This window comes from Roseomonas sp. TS2, from assembly GCF_058833935.1.
On record NZ_JCACVY010000030.1, the window covers coordinates 1 to 20,403 of the forward strand.

General features: G+C 73.2%; 17 protein-coding genes. All 17 read left to right on the plus strand.

The annotated features are described in order from the left end of the window. Positions 1–1,773 (plus strand): peptidoglycan D,D-transpeptidase FtsI family protein (locus tag ACZJYS_RS07635; RefSeq protein ID WP_493176921.1); only part of this gene is annotated, 1,773 nt, incomplete at its 5' end. A 63-nt stretch (positions 1,774–1,836) separates the two neighbouring features. Further along, positions 1,837–3,306: a UDP-N-acetylmuramoyl-L-alanyl-D-glutamate--2,6-diaminopimelate ligase gene (locus ACZJYS_RS07640; RefSeq protein WP_493176956.1), complete on the plus strand. Its 1,470-nt coding sequence runs from the start codon at positions 1,837–1,839 to the stop codon at positions 3,304–3,306. Continuing rightward, the gene (locus ACZJYS_RS07645; RefSeq protein WP_493176922.1) at positions 3,303–4,739 is read left to right on the plus strand and encodes a UDP-N-acetylmuramoyl-tripeptide--D-alanyl-D-alanine ligase; all 1,437 of its coding nucleotides are present in this window, start codon (positions 3,303–3,305) and stop codon (positions 4,737–4,739) included. The genes ACZJYS_RS07640 and ACZJYS_RS07645 overlap by 4 nt, the downstream gene beginning before the upstream one ends. Continuing rightward, entirely contained in the window at positions 4,736–5,824 is a 1,089-nt protein-coding gene (gene mraY, locus ACZJYS_RS07650) for a phospho-N-acetylmuramoyl-pentapeptide-transferase (protein WP_109516079.1), read from the plus strand. Before ACZJYS_RS07645 ends, mraY begins: the two co-directional genes overlap by 4 nt. 1 nt (position 5,825) lies before the next feature. Further along, entirely contained in the window at positions 5,826–7,217 is a 1,392-nt protein-coding gene (gene murD / locus ACZJYS_RS07655) for a UDP-N-acetylmuramoyl-L-alanine--D-glutamate ligase (protein ID WP_493176923.1), read from the plus strand. Beyond that, positions 7,217–8,338, plus strand: a complete 1,122-nt coding sequence (locus tag ACZJYS_RS07660; protein ID WP_109516081.1) for an FtsW/RodA/SpoVE family cell cycle protein — start codon at positions 7,217–7,219, stop codon at positions 8,336–8,338. The genes murD and ACZJYS_RS07660 overlap by 1 nt, the downstream gene beginning before the upstream one ends. Then, complete coding sequence (gene murG / locus ACZJYS_RS07665) at positions 8,335–9,456, plus strand: undecaprenyldiphospho-muramoylpentapeptide beta-N-acetylglucosaminyltransferase (RefSeq protein WP_493176926.1); 1,122 nt, start codon at positions 8,335–8,337, stop codon at positions 9,454–9,456. The genes ACZJYS_RS07660 and murG overlap by 4 nt, the downstream gene beginning before the upstream one ends. Then, positions 9,456–10,892, plus strand: a complete 1,437-nt coding sequence (murC, locus tag ACZJYS_RS07670) for a UDP-N-acetylmuramate--L-alanine ligase (protein ID WP_379652243.1) — start codon at positions 9,456–9,458, stop codon at positions 10,890–10,892. Before murG ends, murC begins: the two co-directional genes overlap by 1 nt. Positions 10,893–10,900: 8 nt before the next feature. Continuing rightward, positions 10,901–11,803, plus strand: a complete 903-nt coding sequence (gene murB, locus ACZJYS_RS07675) for a UDP-N-acetylmuramate dehydrogenase (protein ID WP_493176930.1) — start codon at positions 10,901–10,903, stop codon at positions 11,801–11,803. Then, complete coding sequence (locus ACZJYS_RS07680; protein ID WP_109516085.1) at positions 11,800–12,711, plus strand: D-alanine--D-alanine ligase; 912 nt, start codon at positions 11,800–11,802, stop codon at positions 12,709–12,711. The genes murB and ACZJYS_RS07680 overlap by 4 nt, the downstream gene beginning before the upstream one ends. Continuing rightward, positions 12,701–13,615, plus strand: coding sequence for a cell division protein FtsQ/DivIB (locus tag ACZJYS_RS07685; protein ID WP_493176932.1), 915 nt, complete (start codon positions 12,701–12,703; stop codon positions 13,613–13,615). The genes ACZJYS_RS07680 and ACZJYS_RS07685 overlap by 11 nt, the downstream gene beginning before the upstream one ends. After that, positions 13,612–14,913: a cell division protein FtsA gene (ftsA, locus tag ACZJYS_RS07690; RefSeq protein ID WP_109516086.1), complete on the plus strand. Its 1,302-nt coding sequence runs from the start codon at positions 13,612–13,614 to the stop codon at positions 14,911–14,913. Before ACZJYS_RS07685 ends, ftsA begins: the two co-directional genes overlap by 4 nt. A gap of 58 nt (positions 14,914–14,971) precedes the next feature. Beyond that, a complete protein-coding gene (gene ftsZ, locus ACZJYS_RS07695; protein ID WP_493176935.1) occupies positions 14,972–16,042 on the plus strand; it encodes a cell division protein FtsZ in 1,071 nt (356 codons plus the stop codon). Continuing rightward, positions 16,042–16,539 carry a hypothetical protein gene (locus tag ACZJYS_RS07700; RefSeq protein WP_493176937.1) on the plus strand — a complete coding sequence of 166 codons (498 nt, stop codon included), beginning with the start codon at positions 16,042–16,044 and terminating at the stop codon, positions 16,537–16,539. Before ftsZ ends, ACZJYS_RS07700 begins: the two co-directional genes overlap by 1 nt. Before the next feature lie 246 nt (positions 16,540–16,785). Then, positions 16,786–17,724, plus strand: a complete 939-nt coding sequence (gene lpxC, locus ACZJYS_RS07705) for a UDP-3-O-acyl-N-acetylglucosamine deacetylase (protein ID WP_493176939.1) — start codon at positions 16,786–16,788, stop codon at positions 17,722–17,724. Positions 17,725–17,779: 55 nt separating this feature from the next. Further along, positions 17,780–18,625, plus strand: a complete 846-nt coding sequence (locus tag ACZJYS_RS07710; RefSeq protein WP_493176942.1) for an outer membrane protein assembly factor BamD — start codon at positions 17,780–17,782, stop codon at positions 18,623–18,625. A 37-nt stretch (positions 18,626–18,662) separates the two neighbouring features. Further along, positions 18,663–20,333 (plus strand): DNA repair protein RecN, encoded by a 1,671-nt coding sequence (recN, locus tag ACZJYS_RS07715; protein WP_109516089.1) that lies wholly within the window; start codon positions 18,663–18,665, stop codon positions 20,331–20,333. Positions 20,334–20,403 lie beyond the last annotated feature (70 nt).

The following is a 20,403-nucleotide window of genomic DNA, read 5'->3' on the forward strand; positions in this document are numbered from 1 at the left end:
GTGGTCGTGCGCGTCACCCAGCCCGACCTCGCCCGCCGCGCGCAGCTGGAGCGCAGCCGCGGCCGGCTGGTGATCGCGGCGCTGGGCTTCGGCACGCTGTTCCTGGCCGTGGCGGCGAAGGCCACCTGGTCCACCGTGGTGATGCCGGCCGAGCCGAAGCGGCTGAACGCCGCGGTGCGCGCGCTGCAGCCGCCCGCGCAGCACGCCGCCAGCCGCGCGCCGATCACCGACCGCAACGGCGAGATGCTGGCCATCTCCCTGCCGGTGACGGCGCTGATCGCCAATCCACGCGTCATCGAGAACAAGGAGCACGTCGCCGACCGCATCCGCACGGTGCTGCCGCAGATCGAGCGCGACCGGCTGATCGAGCGCCTCTCGGGCGACCGCGGCTTCGTCTACGTCGCCCGCGCCCTGACCCCGCGCGAGCAGCAGGGCATCATCAACCTCGGCATCGCCGGCCTCGACTTCGAGGAGGCGGAGCGCCGCTACTACCCGCAGGGCCGTGCCGCCGTGCACGTGCTCGGCAATGTGGACGTGGACGGCAACGGCCTCTCCGGCATCGAGCGCCGCTTCGACGAGCGGCTGCGCACCGAGCGCGACACGCCGCTGAAGCTGTCGATCGACGTGCGCGTGCAGCTCGCGCTCCGCGACGCGGTGAGCCAGGCGATCAGCGACTTCAGCGGCATCGGCGGCGCCGGCGTGGTGCTCGACATCAACACCGCCGAGGTGGTGGCGATGGTCAGCCTGCCCGACTACGACGCGGGCGACATCGGCGGCGCCACGCCCGACCAGCGCTTCAACCGCGCCACGGTCGGCGTCTACGAGCCGGGCTCCACCTTCAAGCTGTTCACCGCCGCGGCGGCGCTGGAATACGGCACCGCCAACGTCAACACGAGCAGCTTCGACGCCTCCCGCCCGATCCGCTACGGCCGCTTCACGATCAGCGACTACAAGGGCAAGAACCGCTGGATCACCTTCCCCGAGATGCTCGCCTACTCGTCGAACCTGGGGGCCGCGCACATGGCGGCCACCTTCGGGCCGGCGCGGCAGCGTGAGTTCCTCAAGCGCGCCGGCATGCTGGCGCGCACGCCGATCGAGCTGCCCGAAGCCGCCGCGCCGCTGGTGCCGCCCGCCAATTCCTGGCGCGACATCAACATGTTCACCATCTCCTTCGGCCACGGCATCAGCGTCACGCCGCTGCATGTGGTGACGGGCGTCTCCGCCATCGCCAATGGCGGCATCCTGCGGGCGCCGACGCTGCTGGCCCAGCCGCCCGGCACGGTGCGCGAGGGCACGCGGCTGATCAGCGAGCAGAACAGCGAGACGATGCGCCGGCTGATGCGCCTCGTCGTCACCGACGGCTCGGGCAAGAATGCCGAGGTGCCGGGCTACTTCGTCGGCGGCAAGACCGGCACGGCGCAGAAGACCGGCCCGCGCGGCGGCTACATCATGAACAAGCGCATCGCCGCCTTCGTCGGCGCCTTCCCGATGCAGGCGCCGCGCTACGCGCTCTACGTCATGGTCGACGAGCCGACGCCGAACGCCAAGAGCCATGGCTACGCCACCGCCGGCTGGGTGGCGGCGCCGGCGGCGCACACCGTCATCTCGCGCATCGCCCCCATCCTGGGGCTGGTGCCGGAGGACCCGGCCAACCCGGCGATCGTCGCCGCCACCGAGATCCCGCTGCAGCCGGGCCGGCCGCGCGCGCGGTGCCGATGCCCAACATGCCGGCCAGCCCCGGCAGCCTGCCGCCGCCCGTGCCGCTGCGCATGACCTCGGCCGACCCGTCCGCGCCGGTTCCGCGGCGGGAGGCGAGCCTTGCAACTCGCTGACCTGATGCGCCAGGCCCTCGGATCGCAGCGCCCGGCCACCGCCATTCCCTTCGCGGGGCTGCCGATCACGGGGTTGACGGCGGACAGCCGGGCGGTGGCGCCCGGCTACCTGTTCGCGGCGCTGCCCGGCGCCCGGCAGGATGGCCGCGCCTACATCGCCGAGGCCGTGGCGCGCGGCGCCGGCGCCGTGCTGGCGCCGGACGGCACCGAATGGCCCGCCGGCGTGCCGCCCCGCCCGCTGCTGACCGATGCCGACCCGCGCCGCGCACTCGCCCGCATGGCCGCCGCCTTCCACGGCACCCAGCCGGCGCGGATCGTCGCCGTCACCGGCACCAACGGCAAGACCAGCACGGTGGACTTCCTGCGCCAGCTATGGGCGCTTTCGGGGGTGAAGGCCGGCTCGCTCGGCACGCTCGGCCTGCGCGCGCCGGGCTTCCCCGAGACAGCCTCCCTCACCACGCCGGACCCGGTGGCGCTGCACGCCATGCTGGCGCAGCTCGCCCGCGCGGGCGTGCAGAGCGTGGCGCTGGAGGCATCCTCGCACGGGCTGGAGCAGCGGCGGCTCGATGGGCTGATGCTCACCGCCGCCGGCTTCAGCAACCTGACGCGCGACCACCTGGACTACCATGGCGGCATGGAGGCCTACGCCGCCGCCAAGCTGCGCCTGTTCGACACGCTGCTCGACCAGGGCGACGCCGCCGTGGCCAATGCCGACATGGCGCCCGAGATCCTCGCCGCGCTGCGCGGCATCGCACGCCGCCGCCACCTGAAGTTCCACACCGTGGGCGAGGCGGGCGAGGCGATCCGCCTGCTGCGCCAGACCCCGCGCCCCGACGGCCAGGAGATGGTGCTGGAGGCCTTCGGCCGCCGCGCCGAGGTGGCCCTTGCCCTGCCCGGCCGCTTCCAGGCGGACAATGTGCTGCTCGCCGCCGGCCTCGCCATCGCCACCGGCATGGCGGCCGACACGGTGCTGGCGCTGCTGCCGCGGCTCGTCGGCGTGCGCGGCCGCATGGAGCTGGCCGCCCGCCTGCCCAATGGCGCGGCCGCCTATGTCGACTATGCCCACACGCCGGATGCGCTGGAGCGGCTGCTCACCGCGCTGCGCCCGCACACCACGGGGCGGCTGCATGTGGTGTTCGGCGCCGGCGGCGACCGCGACGGCGGCAAGCGCCCGCTGATGGGCGAGGTCTGCGCCCGCCTCGCCGACCACGCCATCCTCACCGACGACAATCCGCGCAGCGAGGACCCCGCCGCCATCCGCGCCGCCGTGCGCGCCGGCATGGCGGGCGGCGCCAAGATCACCGAGATCGGCGACCGGGAGGCAGCGATCGCCGCCGGGCTGGCGGCGCTGGCGCCGGGCGACGTGCTGGCGGTGGCCGGCAAGGGCCATGAGCCGGGCCAGACCATCGCCGGCGTGGTGCACCCCTTCGACGATGCCGAGGTGGTGCGCCGCCTCGCGGGGGTGGCGGCATGAGCGCCCCCCTCTGGACCGCGGCCGAGCTGCGCGAGGCCACCGGCGGCATCCTGGAAGGCGCTGGCCTGGACGGGCTGGAGATCGCCTCCGTCGGCATCGACAGCCGCGCCACCGGCCCGGGCGAGCTGTTCGTGGCGCTGCGCGATGTGCGGGACGGGCATGATTTCGTGGCCGACGCCCTGGCGCGCGGCGCCGCCGCCGCGCTGGTGGACCGCGACCCGCCGGGCGTGGCGCCCGGAGCGCCGCTGCTGCGCGTGGGCGAGACGCTGGCGGGCCTTCAGGCGCTGGGCGTCGCGGGCCGCGCGCGCAGCACGGCGCGGCTGGCCGCCATCACCGGCAGCGTCGGCAAGACCACGACCAAGGAGATGCTGCGCCACGGCCTCTCAGCGCTGGGCCGCACCCATGCGGCGGTGGCCAGCTACAACAACCACTGGGGCCTGCCGCTCACCCTCGCCCGCATGCCGCGCGAGGCGGAATACGGCGTGCTCGAGATCGGCATGAACCACCGCGGCGAGATCGCGCCGCTGGCGCGCCTCGCCCGGCCGCATGTGGCGGCCATCACCACGGTGGAGGCGGCGCATATCGGCCATCTCGGCTCGCTCGAGGAGATCGCCGAGGAGAAGGCGGACATCATGGCGGGCCTCGCCCCCGGCGCGCCGGTGGTGCTGCCGCGCGACGCCGCCATGTTCCCCCGCCTCGCCGCCCGCGCCGAGGCCGCCGGGCTGCGCGCCATCACCTTCGGCACGGATGCGGCGGCGGAATACCGCCTGCTCGGCTATGAGGGCGCGGCCGAGGGCGGGGTGGCGCAACTCTCCCTGCGCGGCGCGGCGCACACGCTGCATCTCGCGGCGCCGGGGCGGCACCTGGCGCTGAACGCGCTGGCCGCCATCGCGGTGGCCGAGGCGCTGGGCGCCGGGCGTGACGCCTTCCTGGCGGCGCTCGCGGAGTTCCGCCCCGGCGCCGGGCGCGGCGGGCGCGTGGCGCTGGACCTGCCGGGCGGCCCGGCCCTGCTGATCGACGACAGCTACAACGGCCAGCCCCCCGCCATGCGCGCCGGGCTCGGCGTGCTGGGGGCGCAGCGCCCCGGCCCGGGCGGGCGGCGAATCGCCGTGCTCGGCGACATGCGGGAGCTGGGCGAGCACGGCCCCGCTTTGCACGCATCCCTGCTCCCCGATGTTCTGGCCGGGGCGGATGTGGTATTTTGCTGCGGTGCACTGATGCGCGGCCTGTTTGACGCCCTGCCGGAGAACCGGCGCGGCGCGCATCGGGACAGCAGCGATGAACTGGCCCCGCTGGTGCGGCAGGCCGTGCGTCCGGGCGATGTCATTCTGGTGAAGGGGTCGCTGGGCAGCCGCATGGCGGTGGTGGTCCGGGCCCTGACATCGGCATCCCAGGACATGCGGCCTGGGGTGCGCGAAGGGGCGCATTCATGATCTACAATTTCCTGTCCCCGTACGCGGACGGGTTCTTCCTGTTCAACCTGTTCCGCTACGTCACCTTCCGGGCCGGCGCGGCCTGCATGACGGCGCTGTTCGTCACCCTGTTCTTCGGCCCCGCCGTGATCCGCTGGCTGCGCAGCTTCCAGAATGGCGGCCAGCCGATCCGCACCGACGGGCCGGAAGGGCACCTGCTGACCAAGAAGGGCACGCCCACCATGGGCGGCGTGCTGATCCTGCTCGGGCTGGTGCCGGCCACGCTGCTCTGGGCGGACCTGCGCAACGGCTTCGTCTGGGCCGTGCTGATGGTGACGCTGGGCTATGGCGCGCTGGGCTTCTGGGACGACTGGCTGAAGGTCACCAAGCGCAACACCAAGGGCGTCTCCGGCAAGGCGAAGCTGGTGGTGCAGGCCGGCGTCGGCCTCGCCGCCGCCATCTGGATCACGCAGCTCATGCCGCCCGAGCTGTCCAGCCACCTGACCATGCCCTTCCTCAAGGAGGCGATGATCAATTTCAGCATCCTCTTCCCGCTGGTGGGGATGCTGGTGATGATGGGCGCCTCCAACGCGGTGAACCTGACCGACGGGCTGGACGGCCTCGCCACCGTGCCGGTGATGCTGGCCGCCGGCGTGTTCGGCCTCATCTCCTACCTCGTCGGCAACCGCCTCTTCGCCGACTACCTGCAGCTGAACGGCGTGCCGGGCACCTCGGAGCTGGCGGTGTTCCTCTCCGCGCTGATCGGCGCCGGGCTCGGCTTCCTCTGGTACAACGCGCCGCCGGCCAAGGTGTTCATGGGCGACACGGGCAGCCTGTCGCTCGGCGGCGCGCTCGGCGCCGTGGCGGTGGCCACCAAGCACGAGGTGGTGCTGGCCATCGTCGGCGGGCTGTTCGTGGTGGAGACGGTCTCCGTCATCATCCAGGTCTTCTGGTTCAAGCGCACCGGCCGCCGGGTGTTCCTGATGGCGCCGCTGCACCACCATTTCGAGAAGAAGGGCTGGGCCGAGCCCACCATCGTCATCCGCTTCTGGATCATCGCCATGATCCTGGCGCTCGTCGGCCTCGGCACACTGAAGATCCGCTGAGATGAGCCTCCCCGCCCCCTCCCCTGCCGCCATCTTCGCGCCCTTCGCCGGGCAGCGCATCGCCGTGGTCGGGCTCGGCCGCGCCGGGCTGCCCTCGGCGCGGCGGCTGATGGGCTGGGGCGCGGAGATCCTCTGCTGGGACGATGGCGGCGCCGCGCGCGAGGCCGCCGTCGCCGCTGGCCTGCCGGTGGGCGATCCCTGCGCGGCGGCGGGCTTCCCTTTCGACGCGCTGCTGCTCTCCCCCGGTATCCCGCACACCCTGCCGAAGCCGCACCCGGCCGCGGCCCGCGCGCGGGCCGCCGGCGTGCCGGTGCTGTGCGACGCCGAGCTGCTGTTCCGCGCCGTGCGCGCCTCCGGAAGCCATGCGCGTTTCATCGGCGTCACCGGCACCAATGGCAAATCCACCACCACGGCGCTGCTGCACCACCTGCTCCTGCGGGCCGGGCGCGTGGCGGAGGTGGGCGGCAACCTTGGCCCCGCTGCGCTGGGCCTGCCCCTGCTCGGCAACGGCGGTGCCTATGTGCTGGAGATGTCCAGCTACATGCTGGAGCGCACCGATGCGCTGCACTTCGATGCCGCCATCCTGCTGAACCTGTCGCCGGACCATCTGGACCGGCATGGCGGCATGGAAGGCTACGCCGCCGCCAAGGCGCATATCTTCGACCACCAGGGCGCCGGCGACCTCGCCGTGATCGGCATGGACGACGCGGAGACCGCCGCCTTCGCGCAGGGCCGCGCGGCGCGGGTGGCGCCGATCTCCGGCCTCGCCCCGCAGCCGGGCGGCGTCTGGGCGGAGGGCCGCACGCTGCGCGACGCTTCCGGCCCGATCGCCGATCTCGACGCCGCGCCCGCCCTGCCCGGCAGCCACAACGCGCAGAACGCCGCCGCGGCCGCCGCCGTGGCGCTGCATCTCGGCCTCTCCCGCGCCGAGATCGCCGCCGGCCTCGCCAGCTTCCCCGGCCTGCCGCACCGGCAGGAGCGCGTGGGCAGCCGTGGCGGCATCGCCTTCGTCAACGACAGCAAGGCCACCAACGCCGACAGCGCGGCGCGCGCGCTGGCCAGCTACGGCCGCGTCGTCTGGATCGGCGGCGGCGTGCCGAAGGCGGGCGGTATCGACAGCCTGGCGCCGCTCTTCCCGCGCATCGCCGAGGCGGTGCTGATCGGCCAGAGCGCCGAGGATTTCGCCGCCACCCTCACGGCGCACGGCGTGCCCGTACAGGTGGCCGGCACGCTGGCGGCGGCGGTGCCGGCGGCACGGGACGCGGCGCGGCGGCAGGGCGTGGGCACGGTGCTGCTCTCCCCCGCCTGCGCCAGCTTCGACCAGTTCACCGGCTTCGATGCGCGCGGCGATGCCTTCCGCGCCCTCGTCGCCGCCATGCCCGAGGACGTGTGATGGCCCTCTCCCGCGCTGATACCTCCGTGCTTGGCCGCTGGTGGTGGACGGTCGACCGGTGGACGCTGGCGGCGCTGCTGGCGCTGGTCGGCCTCGGCTATGTCATGCTGCTGGCCGCCAGCCCGGGCGTGGCCGAGCGCATCGGCGCCAGCTCGCGCGACCTGTTCATCCTCAAGCAGGTCTTCTTCCTGGCGCTGGCCACGGGCGTGATGGTGGCCATCTCGCTGCTGCCGGTGAAGCAGGTGCGGCGCCTGGCGCTGCTCGGCTTTTTCGGCGCGCTGCTGATGACGGCGGCGACGCTCTCCATGGGCGTCGAGATCAAGGGCGCGCGGCGCTGGCTGCACCTTCCGGGCATGACCCTGCAGCCCTCCGAGTTCCTCAAGCCGTTCTTCGCCGTGGTCGCCGCCTGGCTGCTCTCCGAGGCGCGCAGCATGGGCTGGCGCGCCACCGCCGCCGCCTGCGCGCTGTTCGTGGTGGTGGCGGCGGTGCTGGTGAAGCAGCCGGACATGGGCATGCTCATCGTCATCGGCTCGGTGTTCTGCGCCCAGCTCTTCGTCGCCGGCATCAACCTGGCGCTGGTGGCCGGCGCCGGCATCGCCGGCGTGCTGGGCGGCGTCGGCGCCTATTTCGTGCTGCCGCACTTCCAGTCGCGCATCGACCGCTTCCTCGACCCGCAATCGGGCGACACCTACCAGGTGCAGATCGCCATGGAGGCCTTCGGCCATGGCGGGCTGCTCGGCGTCGGCCCCGGCGAGGGCCGGCTGAAGAGCATGTTGCCCGACGCCCATGCCGACTTCGTCTACGCCGTCGCCGGCGAGGAATTCGGGCTGGCCATCTGCCTGCTGATCCTGGCGCTGTTCGGCTTCGTCGTGCTGCGCGGCCTGCTGCGGCTGCTGGGCGAGAAGGACATGTTCATCATCCTCGGCGCCACCGGGCTGCTGACGCAGTTCGGCCTGCAGGCCTTCATCAACATGGGCTCGGCGCTGCACCTGATCCCGACCAAGGGCATGACGCTGCCCTTCGTCTCCTATGGCGGCTCCTCGGTGGTGGCGGTGGCGCTCGGCATGGGCATGCTGCTGGCCATGACGCGGCGGCGGCTCGCGCGGACGGAGGAGGCATGAGCGGCGCCCCCATCGTCATCGCCGCCGGCGGCACCGGCGGGCATTTCTTTCCCGCCGAGGCGCTGGCGGCGGAGCTGCTGCGGCGCGGCCACCGCATCGCGCTGATGACCGATGCGCGCAGCGCCGACTACAGCAGCCCCGCCTTCGCCCAGGCGGAGCGCTTCGTGCTGAAGGGCGCCGGCCTCGCCGGGCGCGGGCTGAAGCGCGCGGCCGAGGGTGCCGTGGCGCTGGCCGCCGGCACCATGCAGGCGCGGCGGCTGCTGCAATCCCTCGCCCCCGCCGCGGTGGTGGGCTTCGGCGGCTATCCCTGCGTGCCGCCGCTGCTGGCGGCGCGCACCCTGCCCGCCGCGCGACGCCCCGCCACCATCCTGCACGAGCAGAACGCGGTGCTCGGCCGCGCCAACCGGCTGCTGGCGCGCGGCGCCGACATGCTGGCCCTCTCCTTCGCCGACACCACCCGCGTGCCGGCCGGCACCACCACCGCCGTGGTGGGCAACCCGGTGCGCCCGTCGCTGGCCGGGCTGGCGGGCCAGGGCTTCACCCCGCCGCAGGGCCCGGTGCGGCTCTTCGTCATCGGCGGCAGCCTCGGCGCCCGCATCTTCTCCGACGTGGTGCCGGAAGCGGTGGGGCTGCTGCCGGCACCGCTGCGCAGCCGCCTCTCCGTGGTGCAGCAATGCCGGGTGGAGGACCTGCCCCGCGTGCGCGCCGCCTATGAGGCGCTCGGCGTGCCGGCGGAGCTCGCCCCCTTCTTCGGCGACGTGGCCGGCCTCTACGGCACGGCGCATCTGGTGGTGGCGCGGGCCGGCGCCTCCACGGTTGCGGAGCTGGCCTGCGCCGGGCGCGGCGCCGTGCTGGTGCCGCTGCCGCACGCCATCGACGACCACCAGAGCGCCAATGCCCGGGCCCTCGCCGCCAGCGGCGCGGCGGTGGTGATGCCGCAGCCCGCCTGCACGCCGCAGGCGCTGGCGGAGAAGCTCGCCGCCCTGCTCGATTCCCCGGAGGCGCTGGCCCAGGCCGCCGCCGCCGCCGCCAGCCTCGCCGCGCCGGATGCCGCCGCGCGGCTGGCCGATCTCGTTCTCGCGCGCGCCACGGCGCGCCGCTCTCAGGAAGTCTCGTGATGCGCGCCCTGCCGCTGAATATCGGTCCCATCCACTTCGTCGGCATCGGCGGCATCGGCATGTCGGGCATCGCCGAGGTGCTGCACAATCTCGGCTACACGGTGCAGGGCAGCGACATCGCCGAGGGCTACAATGTCGAGCGCCTGCGCGCCGCCGGCATCGCCGTCACCGTGGGGCACGACGCCGCCAATCTCGGCAGCGCGCAGGTCGTCGTCATCTCGACGGCGGTAAAGCGCGACAACCCCGAGGTGGTGGCCGCCCGCCAGCGGCTGATCCCGGTGGTGCGCCGCGCCGAGATGCTGGCCGAGCTGATGCGGCTGAAATGGGGCATCGCCATCGGCGGCACCCATGGCAAGACCACCACCACCTCGCTCGTCGCCACCGTGCTGGAGGCCGCCAAGCTCGACCCCACCGTGATCAATGGCGGCATCATCAACGCCTACGGCACCAACACCCGCCTCGGCGAGGGCGACTGGATGGTGGTGGAGGCGGATGAGAGCGACGGCTCCTTCCTGCGCCTGCCCGCCGTCGCCGCCGTTGTCACCAACATGGACCCGGAGCACCTGGACCATTGGGGCACCGAGGAGGCGATGAAGCAGGGCTATGCCCAGTTCGTCGGCAACATCCCCTTCTACGGCTTCGCCGTGCTCTGCGCCGACCACCCCAACGTGCAGGCGATGATCCCGCATATCGACCGCCGCCTGATCACCTACGGCTTCTCACCGCAGGCCGATGTGCGCGCCGAGCGGCTGATCACCGACCGCATGGGCGCCACCTTCGAGGTGATCGTGCAGGACCGCGCCACCGGCCGCAGCCGCAGCCTGAAGCCGATGCGCCTGCCGATGCTCGGCCAGCACAACGTGCAGAACGCGCTGGCCGCCATCGCCGTCGGCATCGAGATGGACATCGACGAGGGCACCATCCGCTCGGCGCTGGCCGGCTTCAAGGGCGTCAAGCGCCGCTTCACCCGCGTGGGCGAGACCAACGGCATCCAGGTGATCGACGATTACGGCCACCATCCGGTGGAGATCGCCGCCGTGCTGAAGGCGGCGCGGCAGGCCGGCGCGCGCGATGTCATCGCCGTGGTGCAGCCGCACCGCTACTCGCGGCTGAAGCAGCTCTTCGAGGAGTTCTGCCAGTGCATGAACGACGCCGGCACCGTGATCGTGGCCGATGTCTATGCCGCCGGCGAGCAGCCCATCCCCGGCGCCGACCGTGACTCGCTGGTCGATGGCCTGCGCGCGCATGGCCACCGCAGCGTGGTGCCGCTGCCCGGGCCGGACAGCCTGCCGGAGATGATCAACGCCATCGCCAAGCCGGGCGATTATGTCGTCTGCCTCGGCGCCGGCAACATCACCGCCTGGGCGCATGCGCTGCCGGAGAAGCTGGCCGAGCTGCAGCCGCGCGGGCCGCGCATGGCCGGGGGGGTCCGGTGAGCCGCGCCATGCCGGACAGCGCCACCCTCGCCCTGCCGCCGCTGCGCGGCCGCGTCCAGGCGGAGGCGCCGCTGGCGCCCTTCACCTGGTTCCGCGTGGGCGGGCCGGCGCAGTATCTCGTGCGCCCGGCGGATGTGGACGACCTGCTGCTGCTGCTGCGCGACCGGCCCGCGCACCTGCCGCTGACGGTGATCGGCGCCGCCTCCAACCTGCTCGTGCGCGATGGCGGTCTGCGCGGCATCGTCCTCAAGCTGGCGCGCGGCTTCTCCGACATCGTGGTGGAGGCCGACGGCATCGTCGCCGGCGCCGCCGCGCTCGACATGACGGTGGCCGAGCATGCCGCCGCCGCCGGCCTTGGCGGGCTGGAATTCCTCAGCGGCATCCCCGGCGCCATCGGCGGCGCGGTGGCGATGAATGCCGGCGCCTACGGCGCGGAAGTGAAGGACGTGCTGGACTGGGCCGAGGTGGCGACGCCCGCCGGGCTGCTGCGCCTCTCCGCCGCCGAGCTGGGCTTCGCCTATCGCCGCTCCGCCCTGCCCGAGGGCGGCGTGGTGGTGCGCGCGCGCTTCCGCGCCGTGCCGGGCGACGTGGCCACGATCGCCGCGCGGATGCTGGCCATCCGCACGGCGCGCGAGGAGAGCCAGCCCGTGCGCGCCCGCACCGGCGGCTCCACCTTCAAGAATCCCGAGGGCCACAAGGCCTGGGCGCTGATCGACGCCGCCGGCTGCCGCGGCCTGCGCCAGGGCGACGCGCAGGTGTCGGAGAAGCATTGCAACTTCCTCCTCAACCTCGGCGCCGCCACGGCGTCCGACCTCGAGGGGCTGGGCGAGACGGTGCGGGCGCGCGTCGCCGCGCAGTCCGGCGTCACGCTGGAGTGGGAAATCAAGCGCATCGGGGAACCCGCCGCATGAGCCATGTCGCTGTCCTGTTCGGTGGCATCTCCACCGAGCGCGAGGTTTCGCTCTCCACGGGACGGCAGGTCATCGCCGCGCTGCGCGAGGCGGGGCACGAGGTCACGCCCGTCGAGGTGACGGGCGACCTCGCCACGCTCATCGCCACGCTGCAGCGGGCGAAGCCGGATGCGGTGTTCAACGCGCTGCATGGCCGCTTCGGCGAGGATGGCTGCGTGCAGGGCGTGCTGGACTGGCTCGGCATTCCCTACACCCATTCCGGCGTGCGCGCCTCCTCGGTGGCGATGGACAAGTCCGCCGCCAAGGCGGTGTTCGCCGCGCACGGCCTGCCGCTGGCCGAGCACCGCGTGGTGACGCCCGAGGAGCTGGCGGCCGAGGACCCGCTCGACCGTCCCTATGTCGTGAAGCCGGTGAACGAGGGCTCCTCCGTCGGCGTCGAGATCCTGAAGGATGGCGACAACCGCCGCGCCGAGATCGCCCGCGGCTGGCGCTTCGGCCGGCAGATCATGGCCGAGGAATACATCGCCGGGCGCGAGCTGACCGTGGCGGTGATGGGCGACCGCCCGCTCGCCGTTACCGAGATCGGCACCGGCCACGTGTTCTACGACTACGACGCGAAGTATGCCGATGGCGGCAGCCGCCACACCATCCCCGCCGCCATCCCGGACGCGGTGGCGCAGGCGGCGATGGACGCGGCGCTGCGCGCGCACCAGGCGCTGGGCTGCCGCGGTGTCAGCCGCTCCGACTTCCGCTACGACGACGCGACCGGCCGCCTCGCCTTGCTGGAGGTAAACACCCAGCCGGGCATGACGCCGACCAGCCTCGTGCCGGAGCAGGCGGCCTATCGCGGCATCAGCTTCCCCGAGCTCTGCACCTGGCTGGTGCAGGAGGCACGCCATGGCCCGTAGTCCCGCCCGCCTCCGCGCGGAGGACCGCACGCGCCTCTCCAGCGATGGCGGGCGCCCCAGCATGGCGGCGCCGCAGCGGCCGAGCAGCCTGCGCCTCTGGCTGCGCCGCCGTCGCGGCCTGCTGCGCCCGGCGCTCTACGCGCTGCTCGGCCTCGGCCTCGTTGGCGCCGGCGCGGTGACGGTGTCGGCGCTGGACCCGGCGGGCCGCTTTGCCTGGCTTGGCGAGAACATGGCCGAGGTCGCCGGCGCCGCCGGGCTGACGGTGAACGAGATCGTCGTGCGCGGGCAGCAGAACACGCCGCGCGAGCTGATCCGCGCCGCCATCGGCGTCGGCCGCGGCGACCCGCTGCTGGCCTTCTCGCCGACCCAGGCCAAGGCGCGGCTGGAGAGCATCGCCTGGATTGAGCAGGCCGAGGTGCAGCGCCATCTCTCGGGCAACATCCTGATCGAGATCCATGAGCGGAAGCCCTTCGCCATCTGGCAGCGCCAGGGCGAGTTCGCGGTGGTGGACCGCGACGGCCGCGTCGTCTCGGCCGACACGCTGGATGCCTTCGGGCCCCTGCCGCTGCTGGTGGGCGATGGTGCGCACAAGCTCGGCGCCACGCTGTATGACGCGCTCTCGCGCGAGCCCGAGGTGCGCCGCCGCGTGCAGGCGCTGGTGCTGGTGAACGAGCGCCGCTGGAACCTGCGCCTGCACAATGGCACCGACGTGCTGCTGCCCGAGGCGCACGAGGCGGCGGCGGTGCAGCGGCTGGGCGAATTGCAGCGCAGCAGCGCGCTGCTGGACCGCCCGCTGGTGGCGATCGACCTGCGCCTGCCGGACCGGCTGGTGGTGCGGCAGAACCCGGCGCCGGAGCCGATCGCGGAGCCGCCGAAACGCCGCGGCGGGAGCAGCCGCGGATGAGGAACCCGCCTCGCATCGCCACCGCCGAGCCGCCGCCCGGAGCCCCCGCAGCACCGCGCCGCCGGCGCGCGCGCAGCGGCCCCTTCGGCGTGCTCGACATCGGCACCACCAAGATCGTCTGCCTGATCGCGCGCGTGGAGAATGACGGACAGGCGCGCATCCTCGGCTGCGGCTGGCAGCGCGCGCGCGGCATCAAGGGCGGCAACATCGTCGATCTGCACGAGGCCGAGCAGTGCATCCGCGCCGCCGTGGCGCAGGCGGAGGATGCCGCGGAGGTCAAGCTGGCCGGCGCCATCGTCAACCTCTCCTGCGGCCAGCCCGGCTCACGTTTGATGAATATTCAGTGGCCGATCGGCGGCCGCGCCGTGGTCGATGCGGATCTGCGCGCCGTGCTCGGCGAGGGCCGCCGCCGCGCCGTCGATGACGGGCGCGAGACGGTGCATGCCGCGGCGCTCGGCTTCACCATCGATGCCACGTCCGGCGTCGAGGATCCGCGCAACATGGTGTGCGAGGCGCTGGTGGCGCAGATGCACCTCGTCGATGCCGCTTCCGCCTCGCTGCGCAACCTCGGCGTATGCCTGCATGGCTGCGACCTGGAGGTGGAGGAGCTGGTCTCGGCGCCCTACGCCTCCGCCCTCTCCGTGCTGGTTGAGGATGAGCGGCAGTTGGGCGCCACGGTGGTGGACATGGGCGGCGGCACCACCAGCATCGCCGTCTATGGCGAGGGGCATCTGCTGCACACCGCGCAGATTCCCGTCGGCGGCTGGCAGGTCACCAACGACCTCGCCCGTGGCCTGGCCACGCCGATCGCGCATGCGGAACGGATCAAGATTCTCGACGGCAGCGCGCTGAATGGCGGCGACGATGCGAAGACCATGGTGAACGTGCCGCAGGTCGGCGAGGACGACGATCATCTCGTCAGCATCCCGCGCGCCAGCATCGTCAACATCATCAGGCCGCGAATCGAGGAGACGCTGGAGCTGGTGCGGGACCGGCTGAACGCCGCCGCGCTCGGCCGCGATGCAGGTTCGCGCGTTGTACTCACCGGCGGTGCGAGTCAGCTCGTGGGACTCCGCGAACTGGCCGCACAAATTCTCGACCGTCCCGTGCGCCTCGGACGCCCCGCGATGGTGCGCGGCTTGCCAGAAACCGCGCAAGGTCCCGATTTTGCGACAACGCTGGGACTTGTCGCATGGGGCACGGGCGAAGGCCGCCCGCTGCTCGATATTGATCCTGGCCCGGAGCGCGGAAACGGCAAATTTGCCCGCTTCGTCAACTGGCTTCGCGACCGCGTCTGATGCAATCTGCCACCCGACCGCCACGCCCAACGCCCGCTACCCGAGGAGACACGCTGCAATGACGCTGAACCTGACGATCCCGCGCCAGCAGCACACTGATTTCAGCCCGCGCATCACCGTCGTCGGTGTCGGCGGCGCGGGCTGCAACGCGGTGAACAACATGATCGCCATGGGCCTCGACGGGGTCGAGTTCCTGGTGGCCAACACCGATGCCCAGGCGCTGGTGCACAGCCGCGCGGAACGCCGCGTGCAGCTCGGCCCGCACCTGACGCAGGGCCTCGGCGCCGGCGCCAAGCCCGAGATCGGCCGCGCCGCCGCCGAGGAGGCGACGGAGGAGCTGGCCCGCCACCTCGAGGGCATGCACATGGTCTTCATCACCGCCGGCATGGGCGGTGGCACGGGCACGGGCGCGGCGCCGGTCATCGCGCGCATGGCGCGCGAGCGCGGCATCCTGACGGTCGGCGTCGTCACCCGCCCGTTCGACTTCGAGGGGCCGAAGCGGCGGCGGGCGGCCGAGGCGGGGCTCGAGGATCTGCAGTCCTATGTCGATACGCTGATCGTCATTCCGAACCAGAATCTCTTCCGCAAGGCGAATGAGCGCACCACCTTCGCCGAAGCCTTCAAGATGGCGGACGACGTGCTGCACATGGGCGTGCGCGGCGTCACCGACCTGATGGTCAATCCGGGCCTGGTCAACCTCGACTTCGCCGACATCCGCACCGTCATGGCCGAGATGGGCAAGGCGATGATGGGCACGGGCGAGGCCGAGGGCGAGGACCGCGCGGTGAAGGCGGCCGAGGCCGCGATCAACAACCCGCTGCTCGAGGACACCTCGATGCTCGGCGCCAAGGGTGTGCTGATCAACATCACCGGCGGCTACGACATGACGCTGTTCGAGGTCGACGAGGCCGCGAACCGCATCCGCCGCGAGGTGGATGAGGAAGCGAACATCATCTTCGGCTCCTCGGTCGACGAGGACATGAACGGCCGGCTGCGCGTCTCGGTTGTCGCCACCGGCATCGACGCCATCCAGGAGCACAGCGCGGAGCGGCCGAAGCTGGTCGCCGTCGGCGGCGCGGCGCCATTCCGCGCGGCGTGCCGGGCGCGCCGGCGATGCAGCGCCCGGTGATGCCGCAGCCCGCCTCGCCGGTGCGCGTGGGCCCGGCCGGCCCCGCCGGCGCGCCGCGCCGCCCGGCCGGCATGGCGCCCGCCATGGTCACCGGCGCCGCCACGGCGCAGCAACTGGCGCCCGCCCCGCAGCCGGTGGCCTACGAGGCCGCGCCGGAGGCGCCCTCGCCCGAGGACATGCCGGCCCCGCTGGCGCAGCACCCGGATGCCGCGGCGCGCCAGGCCGCGGCGCCGCGCCCGATGGCGCCGCCGCCGGTCTCTGCGCCCCCGGCCAGCGGCGGCGGCTTCAACCTGTTCCGCCGCGCCACCGGCCTGATGCGCCGCAACCTCTCGGCCGAGGGCGACGCCGCGCCGGCCCCCGCTCCGCGCCCCGTGGCCGCGGCCCCGGCGCAGCCTGCCGCGCCGCGCCCGGCTGCGGCACCCGCCCCGCAGCCGGCGCCGCAGGGCGAGGAGATGGGCCTCGACATCCCGACCTTCCTGCGCCGCCAGAACAACTGAACGCCGGACGAGCCCGGTAACGAACCAGCCCCGCAACGCAGGTTGCGGGGCTTTTTGCTTCGCACCAACCGTTTTAGATCAGAGGCTTATCTGCCTAAGCTAACCTGAAATAAACGGAAACAAGCGTTGACTCGCGATGCCCCGCAGCAAATGCCATGTAACGGTTAGGCGGAACGGCCGCAGGGCCGCCTCCCGCCGATCCAGGAATGGCCAGGGGCAATGATGGACGGTTTCCTCGCAGTGGGCATGGAACGACGCAGGACGCTGAAGGCGCCCATCGGGTGCGTCGGCATCGGCCTGCACTCGGGCCGCCGCGCCACGCTGACCCTGCGCCCCGCGCCCATCGGCACCGGCATCGTCTTCCGCCGCACCGATCTCGGCCTCGACATCCCCGCGCGCTACGACCTGGTGTTCGACACCCGCCTGTGCACGGCCATTGCCCTGCCCGGCCAGCCGCAGGCGCGACTCGGCACCATCGAGCACGTGATGGCCGCGCTGGCGGCCAGCGGCATCGACGACGTGGTGGTCGAGGTGGATGGCCCCGAGGTGCCGATCCTCGACGGCTCCGCCTCCCCCTTCCTGTTCCTCATCGACTGCGCCGGCATCGCCACCAGCGCCATGCCGCGCAGCACGATCGAGGTGCTGAAGACGGTGCGCGTGCAGGATGGCGAAGGCCCGGGCGCCCCGTGGGTGGCGCTGCACCCCACCGCCACGCCGGGCTTCGAGGCATCGCTGGAGATCGACTTCCCCTCCACCGCGATTGGCCACCAGAGCCTTTCCCTGCGCGTGACGGAAGCCTCCTTCCGCGGCGTGCTGGCCGATGCCCGCACCTTCACCATGGCCGAGGACGTGGCGCGGCTGCGCGCCATGGGTCTGGCGCAGGGCGGCAGCCTGGCCAATGCCGTGGTGGTCGACGGCCCGCTGGTGCTGAACCCGGGCGGCCTGCGCCACGCCGATGAATGCGTGCGCCACAAGCTGCTGGACGTGGTGGGCGACCTCGCCCTGGCCGGCGCGCCGCTCTCGGCCCGCTTCAGCGGCAGCCGCTCCGGCCACGCGCTGAACAACCGGCTGCTGCGCGCCCTGTTCGCCGACGCCAGCGCCTGGCGCTGGAAGGACGCGCCGCTGCTGCCGGCCACCGAGCCCGCCGCCACCCGCGTTCCGGAAGCCGAGCCGGTCGCCGCCTGATCCGGCCAGAGGGCCCCTTCGACTTGGCGGGGGCGCATGATATAGAGCGGACGCCATGCGCACCCGTCTGAACCGGACTCTCCGCCTCTCCCTGATCCTGGCCGCCCCGCTGCTGGCGGGCGCCTGCTCCCAGTGGGATGGCAAAGACAACTCCCTGCGCCCTCGTGCCCCGCTGGCCGAGCAGACGCCGGAGTCCCTGTATGCCGCCGGCATCGAATCGCTGCGCCAGGAACGCTATGTCCAGGCCATCGAATATTTCGATACGGTGGAGCGGGAGCATCCCTACTCGACCTGGGCCACCAGCGCGAAGCTGATGTCGGCCTATTCCGACTACATGCGGAACCGCTACACCGAGGCGATCGGCGCGCTAGACCGCTTCATCCAGCTCCACCCCGCGCACCGCGACATCGCCTATGCCTACTATCTGCGCGCGCTCTCCTACTATGAGCAGATCGTCGATGCCGAGCGCGACCAGCGTGGCACCGAGATCGCCATGGCGCAGCTCCAGGAAGTGATCAACCGCTTCCCCGAAAGCTCCTATGCCCGCGATGCGCGGCTGAAGATGGACCTCGCCCGCGACCATCTCGCCGGGCGGGAGATGAACATCGGCCGCTTCTACCAGTCCCGCGGGCTGTATTCCGCCGCCATCGGCCGCTTCCGGCGCGTGGTGGAGGAGTTCCAGACCACCAACCACACGCCCGAGGCGCTGCACCGCCTGACCGAGATCTACCTCGCCCTCGGCCTCACCGAGGAGGCGCGGCGCACCGCCAGCGTGCTCGGCCACAACTACCCCGGCAACCCGTGGTACCAGGATTCCTACGCCCTGCTGGTGGATGGCGCGCAACCGGCGGCGCAGGACCGGCCGGGCATTCTCCGCCGCGCCTGGAACTCGGTGTTCTGAGCCGGCGGGCCGGGAACGCCGCGGCCAAGGCCCCGCCATGCTGAACTCGCTCGCCATCCGCGACGTGGTGCTGATCGACCGGCTGGACCTGTCGCTCGGCGCCGGCCTCACCGTGCTGACCGGCGAGACGGGCGCCGGCAAGTCCATCCTGCTGGACAGCCTGGGCCTGGCGCTCGGCCAGCGCGCCGAGGCCGGCATGGTGCGCGGCGGGCAGGCCCAGGCCTCGGTCGCCGCCTGCTTCCACCTCCCCCCCGACCACCCCGCCAATGCCCTGCTGGTGGAGCAGGGAATCGAGGTGGAGGAGGATCTGGTGCTGCGCCGCGTGGTGCAGGCCGATGGCCGCTCCCGCGCCTTCGTCAACGACCAGCCGGTGGGTGTGGCGCTGCTGCGCCGGCTCGGCGCGCTGCTCGTCGAGGTGCAGGGCCAGCACGACCAGGTCGGCCTCGCCGACCCGGCCACCCACGCCGCCCTGCTCGACGCCTTCGGCGGGCTGGAGCCGGACCGCGCCGGCGTGGGCGAGGCCTACCGCGCCTGGCGGCAGGCCGAGCGCGCCCTGCGCGAGGCGCAGGAGGCCATCGCCCAGGCGCAGCGCGACGAGGAATGGCTGCGCCACGCGGTGGAGGAGCTTTCCCTGCTCGGGCCGGCCGAGGGCGAGGAGGATGCCCTGGCCAATGAGCGCCAGGCCATGCAGCAGGGCGAGCGCCGGGCCGAGGCCGTGGCCGCCGCCCTCTCCGAGTTGCAGCCGCGCGACCGCCGCGGCAGCGCCGGCCCGGCCGCCGCGCTGCGCAACGCCGCCCGCGCGCTGGAGCGCCTGCCGCCGCCGAACGAGGAGGCCTCGCCGATCCTCGCCGCGCTGGGTCAGGCGCAGGATTCGCTGGCCGAGGCGGAGAGCCTGCTGGAGCGCCTCGGCGCCGATCTCGGCCCCGACCCGCGCCGGCTGGAGCAGGTGGAGGAGCGGCTCTTCGCGCTGCGCGCCGCCGCCCGCAAGCACATGGTGGCGGTGGTGGAGCTGCCGCAGCTGTTGCAGGACCTCGCAGCCCGCCTCTCGGCGCTGGATGCCGGGGCCGAGCGCGCCGCCGCGCTGGAGCAGGCCGCCGCCGCGGCGCGTGCCGGCTATGTCCGCCGCGCCGGGGCGCTGTCCGCCGCCCGCGCCAAGGCCGCCCGCGAACTGGAGAAGGCGGTGGCGCAGGAGCTGGCGCCGCTGAAGCTGGACCGCGCCCGGCTGCATATCGAGATCGCGCCCCGCGAGGAGCGCGCCTGGGCGGCCGACGGGCAGGACCGCGTCACCTTCCTCGTCACCACCAATCCCGGCCAGAAGCCCGGGCAGCTCGACAAGATCGCCTCGGGTGGCGAGCTGTCCCGCCTGATGCTGGCGCTGAAGGTGGTGCTGGCGCGCGGCTCGCCCGTGCCGACCCTGGTGTTCGACGAGGTGGACAGCGGCATTGGCGGCGCCACGGCGGCGGCGGTGGGCGAGCGCCTGGCCCGCGTGGCCGAGCGCCTGCAGGTGCTGGTGGTGACGCACAGCCCGCAGGTGGCGGCGCGCGGCACGCAGCACTGGCGCGTCTCCAAGGGCGTGCGGGCCGACCGCGCCGAGACCCGGGTGGAGCCGCTCGACGCGCAGGCGCGCCGCGAGGAGCTGGCCCGCATGCTGGCCGGCGAGACCATCACCGAGGCCGCCCGCGCCGCCGCCGACAGCCTGCTGCGCTGACGCCGACTGGCAGAAAAAAGATGGGGGCCCGGGGGAATTCCTTCCCCCGGCCTTTTTGTTTTTCTCTCCC